This is a genomic window from Microbacterium sp. CGR1 (assembly GCF_051062835.1).
Lineage (GTDB): Bacteria > Actinomycetota > Actinomycetes > Actinomycetales > Microbacteriaceae > Microbacterium.
Genome location: NZ_JAOTPG010000001.1, coordinates 677,848 through 696,027, shown reverse-complemented (window position 1 = coordinate 696,027; position 18,180 = coordinate 677,848). Strand labels below are relative to the sequence as shown.

Here is an 18,180-nt window from a genome sequence, read left to right as displayed (position 1 = left end):
CCGCAGAGCACGCGTAAGCTGTTGTGATTCGGAGGTGAGCGGATGGCGGAACCGCAGACGGCGTCGCAGGGATCCAGCCTGAGACGACTGGTTCCCCGCATCTTCTCCCGCGCGCCCAGGGTCAACGACCTCGACAACCTCATCCGCACGGTGCGGGCGAATCATCCGAAGGGTGATCTCGCGGTCATCGAGCGCGCCTACACCGTTGCGAAGGACAAGCACACGGGTCAGCAGCGCCAGAGCGGTGAGCCGTACATCACGCACCCGCTCGCGGTCGCCCAGATCCTCGCCGAGATGGGTCTCGGTCCTCGGGCGATCGCCGCGGCACTCCTGCACGACACGGTGGAGGACACCGGCTACGCGCTCACCGACCTCACCGCCGAGTTCGGCGACGAGGTTGCCATGCTCGTCGACGGCGTGACCAAGCTCGACAAGGTCAAGTACGGCGAAAGCGCTCAGGCAGAGACGGTCCGCAAGATGATCGTCGCGATGTCGAAGGACATCCGCGTCCTGCTCATCAAGCTCGCCGACCGTCTGCACAACGCGCGCACCTGGGGTTTCGTGCCGCCGGAGAAGGCCGCGAAGAAGGCGAAGGAGACGCTCGAGATCTACGCGCCGCTGGCCAACCGCCTCGGCATCCAGGCGATCAAGTCGGAGCTCGAGGATCTCTCGTTCGCCGTCCTGCACCCGAAGATCTACAACGAGATCCACAACCTGATCGCTCAGCGCACCCCGCAGCGAGAGAAGTACCTGGCCCAGGTCGTCGAGGAGATAGACGAGGACCTGCGGGATCTGCGCATCCGCGGCAAGGTCGTCGGTCGTCCGAAGCAGCTGTACTCCGTCTATCAGAAGATGGTCGTCCGAGGCCGCGAGTTCGACGACATCTACGACCTCATCGGCATCCGCGTGCTCGTCGCGTCGGTGCGCGACTGCTACGCCGTTCTCGGCGCGATCCACGCGCGCTGGACGCCGCTGCCCGGTCGGTTCAAGGATTACATCGCGACCCCGAAGTTCAACCTCTACCAGTCGTTGCACACGACCGTGATCGGTCCGTCGGGGCGTACGGTCGAGATCCAGATCCGCACGCACGAGATGCACCAGCAGGCCGAGTACGGCGTCGCGGCGCACTGGATGTACAAGGAGCGCATGAACGGCGGCAAGGCCGAGGTCCGTGCGTCGGACAGCGACATGGCCTGGCTCGCGCACATCTCTGACTGGCAGGCCGAGACCGCCGATCCCGGCGAGTTCCTCGATTCGCTCCGCTTCGAGATCGGAGCGAAGGAGGTCTACGTCTTCACGCCGAAGGGCCGTGTGGTCGGGCTTCCCGCGGGCGCGACCCCTGTCGACTTCGCCTACGCCGTGCACACCGAGATCGGCCACCGCACGATGGGCTCCAAGGTCAACGGTCGCCTCGTGCCGCTGGAGTCCGAGCTCAAGAGCGGTGATGTCGTCGAGGTCTTCACGTCGAAGAACCCCGACGCCGGCCCGAGCCAGGACTGGCTCGGCTTCGTCAAGAGCACGCGCGCCAGGAACAAGATCCGCGGGTGGTTCACGAAGGAGCGCCGCGAAGAGGCGATCGAGCAGGGCAAGGAGGCCATCGCCCGCGCGATGCGCCGTCAGAACATGCCTCTGCAGCGCCTGATGAGCCAGGACTCCTTCGCCGAGGTCGCTCACCAGCTCCGCTATGAAGACGTCTCCGCGCTCTATGCCGCGGTCGGCGAAGGCCACGTGTCGACACAGTCGGTGCTCGAGAAGGTCACGGCGCTCGTCGCCGCGACGGACCCGGCCACCGGGCCGATCGATCTCCCTGGCAGCATGCCGTCGCGAGAGCCGCGTGCCGGCGACTCGGGTGTGCTGGTGCGAGGAGCCTCCGACATCCTCGTCAAGGTCGCCAAATGCTGCACACCCGTGCCCGGCGACGAGATCGTGGGCTTCGTCACCCGCGGAAGCGGCGTCTCGGTGCACCGCACGGACTGTCCGAACGTCAAGGCACTCGCCGGCGAGGAGGATCGCTTCGTCGAGGTGTCGTGGGCGCCCACGACGAAGAGCGTCTTCCGGGTGCAGATCCAGGTCGAGGCACTGGACCGGTCGGGCCTGCTCTCGGATGTCACCCGTGTGCTCAGCGAGCACCATGTGAACATCCTCTCGGCGACGGTCAGCACGACGGACGAGCGCCTCGCGATCAGCCGTTTCGTGTTCGAGATGGGTGACGCCGTGCACCTCGATCGGGTGCTCAACGCCGTGCGGCGCATCGACGCCGTCTACGACGTGTACCGCGTCACGTCGTCCTGACCCGCAGCCTCTCGAGGGCGCCCCGCCCGGCGCGCTTTCCCGGTACCCGTGACAGCGCGTCGAGGTAGGTGATCGCTTCGCAGACGAGATGCGGGTCGACGTCGGCGAGCAGTACCATCCATCGCCGCAGCGACTCGTCTCGGTAGAGGCCGAGCGCCAGATCGGTCATGGTGCGCGCGGGCGTCATGACCGGCACTCCACCGATCCAGACGAGATCGGATGCGGGCAGTGCGGTGTCGTGCAGGGTGACGCGAGCGGGGACGGCGGGCCTGATCCGCCTCTGCACCGCCCGTCTGATGTGGTGACGCGCCGGGGGAGCGTCACCGGCACCGTGGATCCAGGCGGCCGTCGGCCCAGACGCCGCCGTGTCCGCGGGGATGAGAATCGCGACCGCCGCCGCTCGTGCGCTCCGACTCTCGACAAGATCGGCAGGGATGTACCCTTCACCGAGTTCCACCAGGTGACCGTCGAGTCTTGCGGCGCTGAGCTCGGGAGCGGTCAGCCGCCCACCGGGCAGATACAAGAACGCGGGATGCATCCCGCCAGTCTGGCGCGATGCATCCCGCGTTCCGCGTCGATCCGAGGATCTGTGGAGAGAGTCAGCCTCCGAGCGCGCTGAGCCAGGTGCGGCGCGCCTCGAGGGCATCCGCTGCGGTCTTGGCGGCTTTCTTGTCGCCCGACTTCTCTGCCGCGGCGAGCTCGGCCTCGAGCTTCTCGATGGCCTCGAGCAGCTGCGAGCTCATGTCGTTGGCGCGCGCCTTGGTCTCGGGGTTGTTCTTCTTCCAGTCGACTTCTTCGCGAGCCTTGAGCGCCTGCTCGATCGTCCGGAGGCGATCGTCGAGTGCACGCTCCTTCTCGCGGGGGAAAACGCGGCCGAGCTCGTCCCACTGGCGCTGGATGCCGGTGAGCAGCGAGCGGGCGCGCTTGATGTTCGGCTCGTCGGCGACCGCCTTGGCCTCTTCGAGGAGGGCCTGGCGAGCTTCGATCTTCGGACCGGATTCGGCCTCTTCCGCGGCGGACTGCTCGGCGCGTGCCGCGTACAGTGCGTCGCCGGCAGCCTTGAACCGAGCCCAGAGAGCGTCGTCGGCCTTGCGGCCTGCGCGGCCTGCGGCCTTCCACTCATCGAGGAGGTTGCGGTACGACGGGATCCCGTCGACGCCGCGCGGAGCGAGGGCCTCGGCGCGCTCGACCAGACGGGTCTTCGCATCGCGGGCGGTCTTGTGCGTGTCGTCCAGCTCGGAGTAGAAGGCGCGGCGGGCCTTGTCGACGGTGCCGCGGGCGTCCCTGAACCGCTTCCAAAGCTGCTGCGACACGCTCTTCGACAGGCGAGGACCGTTCTGCTGATGTGCCTGCCAGGCGTCGAAGAGCTCTCCGAGCTCGGCCGTGACCTGCTTCCACTGCACCTTCGAGAGATCGCGTGCGGCGATCGCCTCGGCGCGCTCGACCAATGCCGTGCGCTCGGCGACGGCCTGGTCGACGAGCTCCTTGGCCTGCTGCGCTTCCTGCGCGGTCGCCTCCGACAGTGACGCGGTCAGAGTGTTCAGTCGCTCGCGGAGTCCGGCCAGGTCGCCGACCGCTGCGGCATCCGTCGCCTCATCGAGCAGATGACCCGCCTGCTTGACCAGGTCGCCGGCGGATGCGCCGCCCGACTGGTGCCGCTGCTCGAGGGCATGGACCTTGAAGGCGATGTCGTCGTACTTGCGCACGAAGTACGCGAGAGCCTCGTCGGGAGTTCCGTCGGGATACTGCCCGACGACGCGCCAGTCCTCACCCTCGCGGACCTCGACCGTGCCGTCTTCGGACACGCGACCCCACTTGGCGGCATCTGCCGCCGACGAGGCGCTGACAGGGGTGACAGCGGCAGCGGCCGGAGTGGCGGCTGCGGGCTTGGGCAGCTTGCGCGGCAGCGGTGCGGCCGGGCGTGTGGGAACGGGGGGAGTCGGCTTCGACGGCTCTGTGGCAGACACGGTGATTCTCCTTGCGCGGTAGGGCCCGCGGGAGGCGGAAAGGACGATCTTCAGCCTAGTACGCCAGGGAGCATCCGATGTGGTGGCCGCTTCTCACAATGGTCGTTACCGATCTGTGAGCAGAACGTTCGACGCAGGAAACACTGCGCGTCACATCCGGGAAACACCGTGCTCCTATCGTCGCCTTCACGACGTCACCCGGCGAATGGAGCAGCATGAATGAGGCCATCCTCACCACGGAGGAGATCGTGGTCGTCGGAGCAGGCATGGTGGCGCACCGATTCGTGGAGAGTCTCATCAGCAGAGCCGAGAAGCCGATGCATGTCACGGTGATCGGTGATGAGGGGCTCCACCCATACGACCGCACGGAGCTGACCGGCTTCGTCCGCGGTGGGACGCCGCAGGGGCTGGAGCTCGACCGTTCGGTCTTCGACGACTTCCGTGTGCGGTTTCTCGCCGACGACCGCGTCCTTCGCATCGACACCACGGGACGCACGGTGACGACGCGATCCCGTCAGGTGATTCGCTACGACACCCTGGTGCTCGCGACAGGTTCCTACGCGGCCATCCCCGAGGACATCGACGGCTCGGATCTCGTCGGGTGCTTCGTGTATCGCACTCTCGACGACCTGGAGCGACTCGAGCGCTATGCCGCCGCGCGTGGGCGGGTGACCGGCCGGCCTCTTCGCGGCGCGATCATCGGAGGTGGACTGCTCGGGCTCGACGCTGCTGATGCGCTGGTCGCGATGGGCATCGAGCCTCGCGTCTTCCCGCACTCAGAACACCTCACCTCCCCGCAGCTGGGTCCGTCCGACGAGAGCGAGGTCGCCGCGCTGATGGAGGCGAGGGGCATCGAGGTGCGTTCCGGCGCACGCCCCACCCGCATCACTACGGAGTCGTCCGCCGGCGTGAGTGCGCTCGAACTCGACGACGGGTCGATCGAACCGGTCGACGTCGTCCTGTTCGCAGTGGGAGTGCGGCCGCGGGACGAGCTCGCGCGCAACGCATCGATCGAGGTCGCGCCGGCAGGCGGCATAGTGATCGATGAGCGCTGCCGCACCTCCGAGCCGCACATCCTGGCGATCGGCGAGGTCGCCTGGTTCGAGGGGCGCTGCGTCGGTCTCCTTGCTCCTGGCCTCGTGATGGCCGAGGTGGCGACGACGCGGGTCCTCGGAGGGGACGCCATGCTCCGCAGCCACGCGGACCCGTCGAGCCTCGGTCTTCGCAGCGCTCGCATCGCGGACGTCGGCGAGTCGGGGAGGGGCGATCGCGAGGCACATGAATGGAATGTGTCGTCGTCCCGCGCCGGTGGCAGCGACATCACCGCAGGTCGGACGCCGCGAGTGCGCGCGCTCCAGGCGATCTGATGTGGACGGCCGTGATGTGCGTCGAGCGCGGGTCGCTTCGGTGACACGGCCGGACTCGCCCCTGATCGGCTGCACTGTCATCGTGGTGGGCGACGAGCATCGCGCCGATGTCGCAGCGATGCTCGCGGGCGGGGGCGCCGTCGTCCGCGGTGTCCGTGTCTCGGAGGGCGCCGCACGGACGGGAGAGAAGGAGAGACTCATCGGCACGGTCTCAGGCGCCGAACGCGGTGAAGCCGATGCCGTGCTGTTCCTGTCGGCCGCGGCAGCCGCATCGTGGGCAGCGGTCGCCGAGCGGACAGGCTCACTCGGCCGCATCCGGCGCCGGATCGACACGGGGCGACTGCTCGTGGTGGTCGGCGGGGCGAGCGGCGCGGCGGCGATGGACCGGATGCAGGTACGGACCGCGATCGCGAACGCCGATCAGGTCGGAACCTTCGCGTGCCGCGTCATCGAGCATTTCGACGGCGGCGGCGCTCCGTCGCTGTCTACCGACTCGGGGCGGATGCAGGTCAGAAGCAGAGGCGTCGTAGTCGATGACGGGTTCATCCCGCTCACACGATCCGCCGCCGCGCTGATCGACGCACTGGCAGCGGCAGGCGGGAGCGTTCTCTCACGTTCGGACCTCGGCGACGTCCTCCCCGGGGCGGAGCGCACCGATCACGCGGTGGAGGTTGCGGTCGCACGCCTGCGTGAGGCGCTGGGAGACAGGGCGCTCGTGCACACGGTCGTGAAGCGCGGGTATCGGCTCGCCGTCATCGATGCCTGATCGTTCGGAAAGCGGCAGGCGTCGAGACCGGAGATCCGCACGGATGCGGGATCGGCCTGCCTCTGCTACTCGACGGGGGCGTCGGTGGGAACGGGCTCGGGGATCGTCGTGTCCGACGGCAACGGAGCCTCGGTCGGCTCGACGCTCGGAGTCGGCTCGGGTGCCGGCGGATTCGCCTGCGCGTAGGCCACCTGACTGCCGACGGCCGCCAGCACGATCAGGGATCCGACGATGCTCGCGATCGTGTTGTCACGCACGCGGCGGCGGATCTGCCCGTCATGCCAGGCCCTGCGGGCGGTGTGGAGACGCACGCGCTCCGCTTCGGTGCGCGACTGCGCGCTCTTCGACCCGCGTCCGGCCATTGCGTGCTCCCTTACTGGACGTGAATGTGCACCGCCGCCTGAGAGCCTACCGGGGCGATGGGTGCGCGCTGATCCTGCCCGCAGTGTCGGTGCGCCGCGTTAGCCTGGACGGATGACATCCGCCGCCGCACTGCTCTCCGGGCAGACGCCCCTCGCGGTGCGCATGCGCCCCGTCTCCCTCGATGAGGTGGCCGGCCAGAAGCATCTGCTGCGGGCGGGTTCGCCGATCGTGGCCCTCGCCGATCCGGAAGCGACGTCGCCCGGGGCCGTGTCGATCATCCTCTGGGGCCCACCGGGCACCGGCAAGACCACGCTGGCCCAGGCCATCGCACGGTCGTCGGGTCGGCGGTTCGTCGAGCTCTCCGCCATCACCGCCGGTGTGAAGGACGTGCGCGAGGTGATGCAGGAGGCGATCACGCAACGCGACCTGTACGGGCAGACGACGATCCTGTTCCTCGACGAGATCCATCGCTTCACCAAGGCTCAGCAGGACGCCTTGCTGCCCGGCGTCGAGAACGGATGGGTGCTGCTGATCGCCGCGACCACCGAGAACCCCTCGTTCTCGGTGATCTCTCCGTTGCTCTCCCGATCACTGCTGCTGACCCTGCAGCCGCTCACGGACGACGACATCGGGATCCTCGTCGACCGGGCCGTCACCGATGCGCGCGGGCTCAACGGCGCGGTCACCCTCGCCGACGACGCGCGCGCCGCGCTGATCAGGCTCGCCTCGGGCGATGCCCGCCGGGCGCTCACCGGCCTCGAGGCGGCGGCCGCGGTGGCACTGTCCAACGGTGACGACGGCGCAGTGCCCGCTGCGACGGCCGACGACGTGGCACAGGCCGTCGACAAGGCGCTGCTCCGCTACGACCGGCAGGGCGACGAGCACTACGACGTGATCAGCGCGTTCATCAAGTCGATCCGCGGATCGGATCCGGATGCGGCGCTCCACTATCTGGCCCGCATGATCGAAGCGGGGGAGGACCCGCGCTTCATCGCGAGGCGCCTGGTGATCTCGGCCTCCGAAGACGTGGGGCTCGCCGACCCGCAGGCTCTCACGATCGCGGTCGCGGCAGCCGACGCGGTCGCCTTCATCGGCATGCCCGAAGGGCGGATCCCGCTCGCGGAGGCGACGGTCTATCTCGCGACGACGGCGAAGTCCAACGCCGCCTACACAGGCATCGACGCGGCGATCGCGGACATCCGCTCCGGCGGGTTCGGCCGGGTGCCGCTGCATCTGCGCGATGCGCACTATCCGGGGGCCAAGCGACTCGGCCACGGGCGCGGCTACGTCTATCCCCACGACAGCGAGTTCGGCATCCTCCCGCAGCAGTACCTGCCGGACGAACTGCAGGGCAAGCGCTACTACGAACCCAAGAACCTCGGCGCGGAACGGGACATCTCGGCACGTCTCGAGCGCATCCGTCGCATCCTCGACGGGCGCTGAGTCGGGATCTGTTAGACTGGATCGGCTCGAAACCGAGTTTTCGGGCATCTCCTCGTTCACACCACACCTTGCTGGCGCCCCGGCGTGCGCTCCAAGGCAGAACGCGGACGATACGTCCGTGAGTCGTGAAAGACGCGACCACGTCATCGGAAGGAAAACTTCGTGACCACGAAGTCCCAGGACCGCCGCAAGGTTCGTCTGAGCCGTGCCCTCGGCATCCCGCTCACCCCGAAGGCCGCCCGCTACCTCGAGAAGCGTCCCTACGCTCCGGGTGAGCACGGCCGCACCAAGCGCAAGGCTGACAGCGACTACGCCGTCCGTCTGCGTGAGAAGCAGCGTCTGCGCGAGCAGTACGGCATCCGCGAGAAGCAGATGCGCAACACGTTCAACGAGGCTCGTCGTCAGGATGGCCTGACCGGTGAGAACCTGGTCGAGCTCCTCGAGATGCGTCTCGACGCTCTCGTCGTGCGTTCGGGCTTCGCCCGCACCACCGCGCAGGCCCGCCAGCTCGTCGTGCACCGTCACATCCTCGTCGACGGCCAGCTCGTCGACCGCCCGTCCTTCCGCGTGAAGCCGGGTCAGCTCATCCACGTCAAGGCCAAGAGCGAGGGCACCGAGCCCTTCCAGGTCGCAGCAGCCGGCGGTCACGCCGAGGTCCTGCCTCCCGTTCCCGGCTACCTCGAGGTCGAGCTCGACAAGCTCCAGGCTCGCCTGGTTCGTCGTCCGAAGCGCGCAGAGGTCCCCGTGACCTGTGAAGTGCAGCTCGTCGTCGAGTACTACGCAGCTCGCTGAGTTCAGCTTTTCCGCAGAAGGCGTCGGGGTTCACCCGACGCCTTCTGTCGTTTCCGCATACGATGGTGGCACCGCGCCTTCGCGGGTCAAGGGCAAGGATGGCGACATGAAGAACGTGCTGTGGTTCCTGATCGGAGTGATCGGCGGCTTCGTCGCGGCTCATTTCATGAACAAGGACCCGCGCGGTCACGACATCCTCGCCGAGGTCGACGCTCGGATCAACGAGTTCACCGCGATCATCGGCGACGCCTACCGCGACGAGAAGGCACGTCTCACCGACCCCGCTGACGACTGAGCACCGCACCTCATCTGACGCGTTCCCGTCGCCTCTTCCACACTCAGCACGCAAGGACACCTGGCACCCCTATGAAAACTGCGGAGATCGCGCAGCGCTACCTCGATTACTTCGAGAAGAACGACCACGTCATCGTCCCCTCGGCCTCCCTGGTCAGCGACGACCCGTCCCTGCTGTTCACGGTCGCCGGAATGGTGCCGATGATCCCGTATCTCACGGGTGTCGTCCCCGCACCGCATCCGCGCATCGCGGACCTGCAGAAGTGCATCCGCACCAACGACATCGAAGAGGTCGGCAAGACCGCGCGTCACGGCACGTTCTTCCAGATGATGGGCAACTGGTCATTCGGCGACTACTTCAAAGAGGGCGCGATCCGTTACGCCTGGGAGCTGCTGACGAGCTCCGAGGCCGACGGCGGCATGGGCTTCGACGAGAAGGATCTCTGGGTCACCGTCTACGAGACGGATGATGAGGCGGAGTCCATCTGGCGCGACATCATCGGCTTGAAGCCCGAGCGGATCCAGCGTCTCGGACGCGCGGACAACTACTGGAACACCGGGCAGCCCGGCCCCGGTGGCCCGGACTCCGAGATCTTCTTCGACCGAGGACCCGCGTACGGCAAGGACGGCGGTCCTGCGGCCGACGACTCGAGGTTCCTGGAGATCTGGAACCTCGTGTTCATGCAGGACTTCATCGAGAACATCCGCGGCAAGACCGAGTTCGACATCGTGGGGGAGCTGCCCCAGAAGAACATCGACACCGGCATGGGACTCGAGCGCGTCGCGTTCCTCAAGCAGGGCGTCGAGAACATGTATGAGACGGACCAGGTGCGTCCGGTGCTCGACCGGGCCGTCGAGCTCTCCGGTCGCCGGTACGGGGCCGTGCACGAAGACGACGTCCGCTTCCGCGTCGTCGCCGACCACGTCCGCTCTTCACTGATGCTGCTGTCCGACGGCGTCCGACCGTCCAACGAGGGTCGCGGGTACATCCTGCGACGCCTGATGCGCCGCACGGTGCGGTCGATGCGTCTGCTCGGCGTCGACGAGCCGGTGTTCCCCGAGCTCTTCGCCACGTCGCGTGACGCCATGAAGTCGGCGTACCCCGAGCTCGAGAGGGACTGGTCGACCCTTTCAGGGGCGGCCTTCGCCGAGGAGGAGACGTTCCGGCGCACGCTCGCTGCCGGGTCGACGATCCTCGACCTCGCGCTCGACGAGACGAAGAAGGGCGGCGCGACGACCCTGAGCGGCCCCGAGGCGTTCCTCCTGCACGACACCTACGGCTTCCCGATCGACCTCACGCTCGAGGTGGCGGAAGAGGCCGGACTCGACGTCGACCGCGCGGCCTTCGACAGCCTGATGCAGGAGCAGCGCTCCCGCGCCAAGGCCGATGCACGCAACCGCAAGCGTCAGCTCGCCGATGTCTCGGTCTACCGCGATCTGCGCGCGCTCGGCGAGACGGGGTTCGACGGATACTCCGAGCTCGAGGTCGACTCGCGCATCCTCGGCATCCTCGTCGACGGCCAGCCGGCCCGCAGCGCGGTTGAGGGCCAGATCGCCGAGGTCGTGCTCGCCGAGACGACGCTCTACGCGGAGTCGGGTGGACAGGTCGCCGACAAGGGTGTGATCGTCGGACCCGGGTTCGAACTCGAGGTGCTCGACGTGCAGCGCCCGGTTCCCGGTCTCATCAGCCACACCGTCGAGGTCACGCGTGGCGTCGTCGCAGTCGATGACGCCGCCACCACCGTCGTCGACGCCGCGAACCGCCGCGCTGCTCGCCAGGCGCACTCCGCGACGCACCTCGTGCATGCAGCGCTCCGCGACACGCTCGGCCCGACCGCCACGCAGGCGGGCTCGCTCAACCGTGCCGGGTACATGCGTTTCGACTTCTCGTGGTCCCAGCCGCTCTCGGCTGACACGCGCGTGGAGATCGAGGAGATCACCAACCGCGCTGTCAACGACGCCCTCGAGGTCTCGACTCGCATCCTGACCCTCGACGAGGCGAAGGAAGCAGGCGCCATGGCGCTTTTCGGAGAGAAGTACGGCGACGTCGTTCGCATGGTCGATATCGGTGGCCCCTGGTCGCGTGAGCTCTGCGCGGGCACCCATGTGAGCTCGAGCGCCGAGATCGGTCTCGTCAGCGTCGTCGGCGAGTCTTCGGTCGGCGCATCGAACCGTCGCATCGAGGCTCTGGTCGGCCAGGACGCGTTCCGCGAGCTCGCTGCCGAGCGTGCGCTGGTCTCGCAGCTGACCACCTCGCTCAAGACCCCGCGCGATCAGCTCGCCGAGCGCATCGCCGACCTCTCCGCCAGCCTGAAGGCGGCAGAGAAGCGCATCGCGCAGTTCGAATCCAAGGAGCGCGCAGGTCGGGTCCCGGCCATCGCGGAGTCCGCCGGCCGTATCGGAGCCTTCCGGGTCGCCGCGCAGTCGCTCGGCGAGGTCGCCTCGGCCGACGACGTGCGTGAGCTTGTGCTCGGGGTGCGCGATCGCCTCGGATCCGATGCCGCGGTCGTCGCACTCGGCGCCGTGGTGAACGGTCGCCCGGTGGTGGTCGTCGCGACGAACGATGCCGCCCGCGCGGCAGGCGCGAAGGCGGGAGCGCTCGCGAAGCGCGCTGCCTCCGTGCTCGGCGGCGGCGGCGGCGGACGTGACGATGTCGCCCAGGGCGGCGGCACGAATGCCGACGCGCTTCCGGCTGCTCTCGAAGCCGTTTCGCAGGAGCTGCAGTCAGCGTGAGCGGGTTCCGCCGCGGCGTGCGGCTCGGTATCGACGTCGGACGCGCTCGTGTCGGGGTCGCTCGCTGCGACCCCGACGGCATGCTCGCCGTGCCGGTGGAGACGGTCCAGCGCACCGACTCGGCGATCGATCGGATCGCCGAGATCGCGCAGGACTTCGACCTGCTCGAGTTCGTGGTCGGGCTTCCGGTCAACCTGCAGGGTGCGGACACGGCATCGACCACCGATGCTCGGGAGTTCGCGGCCGCGCTGCAGTCGCGAACGGGCACACCGATCCGGTTGGTCGACGAGCGACTGAGCACGGTGACCGCACACGCCGCATTGCGATCTTCGGGCAGATCCCAGAAGAAGTCTCGTAGCATTGTGGATCAGATCGCCGCGGTGGTCCTGCTGCAGCAGGCGATCGACACGGAGAAGAGCACCGGAAACCCGCCCGGTGACACGATTCCGCTCGACGAGGAGTCCCCACGCTAATGCCCGAACGTGAGAGTTCTTCACCTCAGCACGATCCGGACGCCCGCCTCGGCGACCTGTTCGAGAACCTTCCCGATCCGATGCAGCAGAGCCCGACGGTCGACAACACGCCGCCCGCTCCCGGTTCGCGCCGAGCCGCCCGCGAGGCGGCAGCGGCGCAGACGCCCGGTGGCGACGCGACTGTGCCAGAACCGCAGGAGCCGCGTGCGCACGACGAGTCGGCGACCCGCGCACTTCCCGTGACCGGTCCCGACCAGCCGTCCGAGGCGCGCCCCGACTCGGCGACACGCAGCGGTGACCAGGCCTCTGCAGCTCGCGTCGAGGTTCCCGCATCCGACGCGGATCGTGACGGAGCACCCGCGCCGGTCGTCGCGGGCACGGCTGTGTCCGCGAGCGGAGCCGCCACAGGCGCCGCGGGTTCCGGTGGACGCCTCGAGGACCTCTTCCACGCGCACACCGACGACGACTCGGGCAGCCGACCGCCGAAGAAGAAGAAGCGCCGCACCGGATGCCTCGTCGCGCTCATCATCGTGCTCGCGGTGATCGGCGGCATCGTCGGCACCGGCTTCTGGGCCTGGAACACGTACGGTGACAAGATCAGCGACGCCCTCGGCTGGGGCGAGCCGGCCGACTGGGAGCCCGGTATCGCGTCCGGCGAGGTGCTCGTCACCATCCAGGAGGGCGACACCGGTTCCCCCGTCTCGACGGCGCTGCACGAAGCGGGCGTGACCCGCACCGACGAGGTCTTCTACGACTACCTCGTCAAGGAGAACATCGCCGTCACGTTCTACCCCGGCATCTACCGAATGCAGGAGAAGATGACGGCCGAGGCCGCGCTCGAGGCTCTCCAGGATCCCGCGAACAAGCTCGAGAACTCGGCCAGCGTCGGAGAGGGCGCGACGATCGAGTCGTCGCTGCCCGGCATGGCGGAGTCGCTCGGGATGCCGATCGAAGACCTCCAGGCCGCTGTCGACGCGGACCCGGCGACCTATGGCGTGACCGCGCAGACCCTCGAGGGGTGGCTCTTCCCGGCGGTCTACACGTTCGATCCCGGCGTCACCGCGACGCAGGTCATCCAGCGCATGGTCGATCGCACCAAGGAGTCGCTGGATGCCGCCGGCGTTCCCGCTGAAGACGCTCAGCGTGTGCTGACGATCGCATCGATCATCCAGCGCGAGGGGCTCACGGCGGACTTCCCGAAGGTGTCGCGGGTGATCCAGAACCGCCTGGACATCGACATGAAGCTCCAGATGGACTCGACCGCACAGTACGGCTACGGTTCGCTGCACGAGGGCGTCGTCTCGAGCTCGGCAGAGGCGCTCGAGGATCCCAACGACTGGAACACCTACGTGCACACGGGGTTGCCGATCACACCGATCGCCAGCCCGAGCGATGCGGCGATCGATGCGGCGATGCACCCGGCCGACGGTCCGTGGCTCTACTTCGTCACCATCAACCTCGCCACGGGCGAGACCCAGTTCTCGGTGACTTACGAGGAGCACCTCCAGGGCGTCGAGAAGTGGGAGAAGTGGTGCCAGGAGAACCCCGACGGGGGATGCTCGGCCGGATGACCCCTCGGCATCTCGCGGTGTGGGGCGACCCGATCGCGCACTCGAAGTCGCCGCGGCTGCACGCGGCCGCGTACGACGTGCTCGGCCTCGACTGGGACTACACGCGGCGGCAGGTCGACGAGGGCGGCTTCGGCGATGCCCTCGCGTCGCTGGACGGCTCCTGGCTCGGCCTCTCGCTGACGATGCCGCTGAAGGAGCGGGCACACCGGGTCGCAGCCACTCTGGACGGGCACGCCGAACTCACTGGCGCAGTCAACACACTGCTCCTGACGGACGTTGCGCAGGGCTTCAACACCGATGTCGGCGGGATCATCGACGCCCTCGGCGAGCACGACCTCGTCGATCTGGAACGGGTGCGTGTCCTCGGGGCCGGTGCGACCGCGGCATCCGCAGTCGTCGCGTGCGTCGAACTCGGCGCCCGGTCGATCGAGGTGCGCGCGCGTCGCCCCGAGCGCGCTGCGGTGCTCATCGCACTCGGTCAGCGACTCGGAGTCGATGTGACCGCAGACGCGTTCGCCGCGGACGCCGACCAGGTCGATCTCACCGTGGCGACCCTTCCGAGCGGATCGGCCCTGGACGACGTGACGGCGGCACGTCTGAGCGAGCGCGGGGGAGCGCTGTTCGACGTCGCCTACTCGCCATGGCCCTCCGCACTCGCCACCGCCTGGACGGGCGAGCAGGCGATCTCCGGCGAGGGGATGCTGCTCTGGCAGGCCGTGCGGCAGATCCGGATCTTCATGCACGGCGATCCGACCGTCACGCTTCCCGACGAAGACGCGGTGGTCGCCGCGATGAGAGCTGTTCTGTAACCGACGACGACACGCGGCACGAGTCGGGTCGAAACGCGTGGGAGACTAGAGCAATGCTCCGCGTGCTCACGGCCGGCGAATCGCACGGCCCAGAACTCATTGCCGTCATGGAGGGTCTGCCCTCGGGCGTCCCCGTGTCCTCCGAGGCGATCCAGGCCGATCTCGCACGTCGCAAGCTCGGCTATGGCCGCGGCTCGCGCATGAAGTTCGAGCAGGACGAGCTCACGATCTCCGGCGGCGTCCGCCACGGCAAGACGCTCGGCAGCCCGATCGCCCTGCGCATCGGCAACACCGAGTGGCCGAAGTGGATCGAGGTCATGAGCCCCGAGCCCATCGAGCTCACCGACAAGTCCCGGGGTCGCAGCGCGCCGCTCACCCGACCTCGCCCCGGCCATGCGGACCTCGTGGGCATGCAGAAGTACGACTTCGACGAGGCGCGCCCGATCCTCGAGCGCGCCAGTGCCCGTGAGACCGCAGCCCGTGTCGCGCTCGGTGCGATCGCCCGGTCGTTCCTGGGCGAGCTCGGCATCCGTCTCGTGAGCCACACGCTGTCGATCGGTCCCGTGCAGGTGCCGGCCGGTTCTGCGCTTCCGACGCCCGATGACGTCGAGGCGCTCGACGCCGACCCGCTGCGCTGCTTCGATCCGGCGACGTCCGCACTCATGGTCGCCGAGGTCGACGATGCCAAGAAGGACGGCGACACCCTCGGCGGCATCGTCGAGGTCCTCGCCTACGGCCTCCCGCCTGGGCTGGGCTCGCACGTGCACTGGGACCGCCGTCTCGACGCGCGTCTCGCGCAGGCGCTGATGAGCATCCAAGCGATCAAGGGCGTCGAGGTCGGCGACGGCTTCGAGACGACCCGTCGGCGTGGTTCTGCAGCTCACGACGAGCTGTTCGCCACGGCAGACGGCATCTCTCGCGGCTCGGACCGTGCGGGAGGCACCGAGGGCGGCATGTCGACCGGCACGGTGCTGCGCGTTCGCGCCGGTATGAAGCCCATCGCGACCGTGCCGCACGCCCTCCGCACGATCGACATCGCCTCCGGCGAGGATGCCACGGCCCACCACCAGCGCTCGGACGTGTGCGCAGTGCCCGCGGCCGGCGTCGTTGCGGAGGCCATGGTCGCCGTCGAGCTGGCCAACGCCGTGCTCGAGAAGTTCGGCGGCGACAGCATCCGTGAGACGCGCCGCAACCTCGACGGGTACCTGGCCGGCATCCCGGCCGAGTTGCGGACGACCCCGGCGTCCGAGGCGGCGCTCATCGCGCATGACGAGCGAGGCTGAGCAGCTGACGCTGGTGCTCGTCGGTCCGATGGCGGCGGGCAAGACCAGCGTCGGTCGCCGCGTCGCCAAGAAGCTCGGTGTGCCGTTCATCGACACCGACAAGCGCGTCGTGGCCGCCCACGGCCCGATCCCCGCGATCTTCGCCGATCACGGCGAGGCGCACTTCCGCGCGCTCGAACGGGCGGAGGTCGCCAGCGCATTGGGCGCGGGCGGGGTGATCTCGCTCGGAGGCGGCGCGGTGACGGATCCCGGAACGCGGGCGCTGCTGCGCGAGCACCCCGTGGTCTTCCTGACCGTGTCGCCGGAGGTGGTCGTGCACCGCATCAACGCGGGTGGCCGACCGCTGCTCGCGGGTGACGATCCGGTCGGGCGCTGGACGCAGATCTTCGAAGAACGTCGAGGCTGGTACGACGAGGTGGCATCAGTGACATTCGACACGTCGCGCCGCCCGATGCAGCGCATCGCCGACGACATCGTGGCATGGAGGAGAGAACGAGCATGAGCACCACCACCATCAGTGTGACGGGGGAGACCCCCTACGACATCGCCATCGGACGGGGGATCCTCGATCAGGTCTCCGCAGCCCTCGATCCTGGCGTGCGCAAGATCCTCGTCGTGCACCCGCCCACGCTCGCGGCCCGCGCCGCGGAGCTGCGCGATCGGCTGCTCGCAGACGTCGAGAACGGCCCGCGCGAGGTGCTTCTGGCCGAGGTGCCGGATGCCGAGCAGGGCAAGCGCATCGAGGTCGCGGCGTTCTGCTGGCAGGTGATGGGCCAGGCCGACTTCACCCGCACGGATGCGGTCGTGGGATACGGCGGCGGCGCGGTCACCGACCTCGCCGGCTTCGTCGCGGCGACGTGGCTGCGCGGCGTTCAGGTCGTCCAGGTGCCGACGACCGTGCTCGGACTGGTCGACGCATCGGTCGGCGGCAAGACGGGGATCAACACCGCCGAGGGCAAGAACCTCGTCGGCGCGTTCTGGGCTCCGCGCGCGGTGATCGGAGACCTCGACGAGCTCTCGAGCCTCAGCCCCAACGAGGCGACGGCCGGATTCGCCGAGGTCGCCAAGGCCGGTTTCATCTGGGCGCCCGAGATCCTCGACATCATCGAAGCCGACCCCGCACGCGCCGTAGACACCACGACCCCGGAGTTCCGGCGCGCGGTCGAACTCGCGATCGACATGAAGGCGAAGGTCGTCTCCGACGACTTCCGCGAGGCGGGGCAGCGCGAGATCCTCAACTACGGTCACACCCTCGGTCATGCGATCGAGCACGCGGAGCGCTACCGCTGGCGCCATGGCGCAGCGGTCTCGATCGGGATGCTGTACGCGGCCGAGCTGTCACGACTCGCCGGGCGCCTCTCCGATGACGCTGCTGAGCGCCACCGCACGATCCTCGAGTCGCTGGGTCTTCCGACCGGCTACCGCGCCGGTGCCTGGCCGCAGCTCCTGGCCACGATGCAGCGCGACAAGAAGAGCCGCGGCGGCATGCTGCGATTCATCCTGCTCGACGACATCGCGAAGCCCACCGTTCTGCAGGCACCGGACGAATCGCTGCTGTTCGCCGCGTACCAGGAGATCGGCGAATGACGCGCCGCATCCTCCTCGTCAACGGACCGAACCTCAATCTGCTCGGCAGCCGTGAACCCGAGGTCTACGGCACGGCGACGCTCGCCGATGTGGAGCGCCTGACCGCCGAGGCCGCCGCAGCCGTGGGCTTCGAGGTGCGCGCCGTCCAGAGCAACCACGAGGGTGTGCTGATCGACGCGATCCATGCCGCCCGGGAGGACTGCGCGGCGATCATCATCAATCCGGGGGGCCTCACCCACACCTCGGTGTCGCTGCGGGACGCGCTCACCGGGGTCGCGCTGCCGTTCGCCGAAGTGCACATCTCAGACGTGTACGCCCGCGAGGAGTTCCGGCATCATTCCTACCTCCACGACGTCGCCGCCGTGCGAGTGATCGGCGAGGGCGTCGACGGGTACGCGAGCGCTGTGCGGCAGCTCGCAGCGCTCATCCCGTAGAATCGA

At 68.6% G+C, this 18,180-nt stretch carries 17 protein-coding genes; 14 read left to right on the top strand and 3 right to left on the bottom strand.

What is annotated here, in order from left to right; genetic code table 11:
• Nucleotides 1–42: 42 nt before the first annotated feature.
• A complete protein-coding gene (locus OD997_RS03410) occupies nucleotides 43–2,292 on the top strand; it encodes a RelA/SpoT family protein (RefSeq protein WP_056307627.1) in 2,250 nt (749 codons plus the stop codon).
• Here OD997_RS03410 and OD997_RS03405 read toward each other — a convergent pair.
• Complete coding sequence (locus tag OD997_RS03405; RefSeq protein WP_434330348.1) at nucleotides 2,279–2,830, bottom strand: type IV toxin-antitoxin system AbiEi family antitoxin; 552 nt, start codon at nucleotides 2,828–2,830, stop codon at nucleotides 2,279–2,281. The genes OD997_RS03410 and OD997_RS03405 overlap by 14 nt on opposite strands.
• Before the next feature lie 61 nt (nucleotides 2,831–2,891).
• On the bottom strand, nucleotides 2,892–4,259 hold the full coding sequence (locus OD997_RS03400) for a DUF349 domain-containing protein (protein WP_434330347.1): 1,368 nt from the start codon (nucleotides 4,257–4,259) through the stop codon (nucleotides 2,892–2,894).
• Nucleotides 4,260–4,474: 215 nt separating this feature from the next.
• On the opposite strand from OD997_RS03400, the gene OD997_RS03395 reads away from it, so the two are divergent.
• Complete coding sequence (locus tag OD997_RS03395) at nucleotides 4,475–5,626, top strand: NAD(P)/FAD-dependent oxidoreductase (protein WP_434330346.1); 1,152 nt, start codon at nucleotides 4,475–4,477, stop codon at nucleotides 5,624–5,626.
• Nucleotides 5,627–5,666: 40 nt separating this feature from the next.
• A complete protein-coding gene (locus OD997_RS03390) occupies nucleotides 5,667–6,392 on the top strand; it encodes a winged helix-turn-helix domain-containing protein (protein WP_434330345.1) in 726 nt (241 codons plus the stop codon).
• A 65-nt stretch (nucleotides 6,393–6,457) separates the two neighbouring features.
• Here OD997_RS03390 and OD997_RS03385 read toward each other — a convergent pair whose 3' ends face one another.
• Complete coding sequence (locus OD997_RS03385; protein ID WP_434330344.1) at nucleotides 6,458–6,754, bottom strand: hypothetical protein; 297 nt, start codon at nucleotides 6,752–6,754, stop codon at nucleotides 6,458–6,460.
• A 112-nt stretch (nucleotides 6,755–6,866) separates the two neighbouring features.
• Here OD997_RS03385 and OD997_RS03380 point away from each other — a divergent pair, with 112 nt between their 5' ends.
• From OD997_RS03380 to aroQ, 11 genes are all read left to right on the top strand, one after another.
• Complete coding sequence (locus OD997_RS03380) at nucleotides 6,867–8,198, top strand: replication-associated recombination protein A (protein WP_434330343.1); 1,332 nt, start codon at nucleotides 6,867–6,869, stop codon at nucleotides 8,196–8,198.
• A gap of 162 nt (nucleotides 8,199–8,360) precedes the next feature.
• The gene (gene rpsD / locus OD997_RS03375) at nucleotides 8,361–8,990 is read left to right on the top strand and encodes a 30S ribosomal protein S4 (protein ID WP_052677824.1); all 630 of its coding nucleotides are present in this window, start codon (nucleotides 8,361–8,363) and stop codon (nucleotides 8,988–8,990) included.
• A 106-nt stretch (nucleotides 8,991–9,096) separates the two neighbouring features.
• On the top strand, nucleotides 9,097–9,285 hold the full coding sequence (locus tag OD997_RS03370) for a hypothetical protein (RefSeq protein WP_434330342.1): 189 nt from the start codon (nucleotides 9,097–9,099) through the stop codon (nucleotides 9,283–9,285).
• Nucleotides 9,286–9,356: 71 nt separating this feature from the next.
• Entirely contained in the window at nucleotides 9,357–12,017 is a 2,661-nt protein-coding gene (gene alaS / locus OD997_RS03365; RefSeq protein ID WP_434330341.1) for an alanine--tRNA ligase, read from the top strand.
• Entirely contained in the window at nucleotides 12,014–12,490 is a 477-nt protein-coding gene (gene ruvX, locus OD997_RS03360) for a Holliday junction resolvase RuvX (protein ID WP_434330340.1), read from the top strand. The genes alaS and ruvX overlap by 4 nt, the downstream gene beginning before the upstream one ends.
• Nucleotides 12,490–14,061: an endolytic transglycosylase MltG gene (mltG, locus tag OD997_RS03355; RefSeq protein ID WP_434330339.1), complete on the top strand. Its 1,572-nt coding sequence runs from the start codon at nucleotides 12,490–12,492 to the stop codon at nucleotides 14,059–14,061. Before ruvX ends, mltG begins: the two co-directional genes overlap by 1 nt.
• Nucleotides 14,058–14,870, top strand: a complete 813-nt coding sequence (locus tag OD997_RS03350) for a shikimate dehydrogenase (RefSeq protein ID WP_434330338.1) — start codon at nucleotides 14,058–14,060, stop codon at nucleotides 14,868–14,870. The genes mltG and OD997_RS03350 overlap by 4 nt, the downstream gene beginning before the upstream one ends.
• Before the next feature lie 53 nt (nucleotides 14,871–14,923).
• A complete protein-coding gene (gene aroC / locus OD997_RS03345; protein ID WP_434330337.1) occupies nucleotides 14,924–16,153 on the top strand; it encodes a chorismate synthase in 1,230 nt (409 codons plus the stop codon).
• Nucleotides 16,137–16,655 (top strand): shikimate kinase, encoded by a 519-nt coding sequence (locus OD997_RS03340; protein WP_434330336.1) that lies wholly within the window; start codon nucleotides 16,137–16,139, stop codon nucleotides 16,653–16,655. The genes aroC and OD997_RS03340 overlap by 17 nt, the downstream gene beginning before the upstream one ends.
• On the top strand, nucleotides 16,652–17,740 hold the full coding sequence (aroB, locus tag OD997_RS03335) for a 3-dehydroquinate synthase (protein WP_311245146.1): 1,089 nt from the start codon (nucleotides 16,652–16,654) through the stop codon (nucleotides 17,738–17,740). Before OD997_RS03340 ends, aroB begins: the two co-directional genes overlap by 4 nt.
• Nucleotides 17,737–18,174 carry a type II 3-dehydroquinate dehydratase gene (gene aroQ / locus OD997_RS03330; protein ID WP_311245145.1) on the top strand — a complete coding sequence of 146 codons (438 nt, stop codon included), beginning with the start codon at nucleotides 17,737–17,739 and terminating at the stop codon, nucleotides 18,172–18,174. Before aroB ends, aroQ begins: the two co-directional genes overlap by 4 nt.
• Nucleotides 18,175–18,180 lie beyond the last annotated feature (6 nt).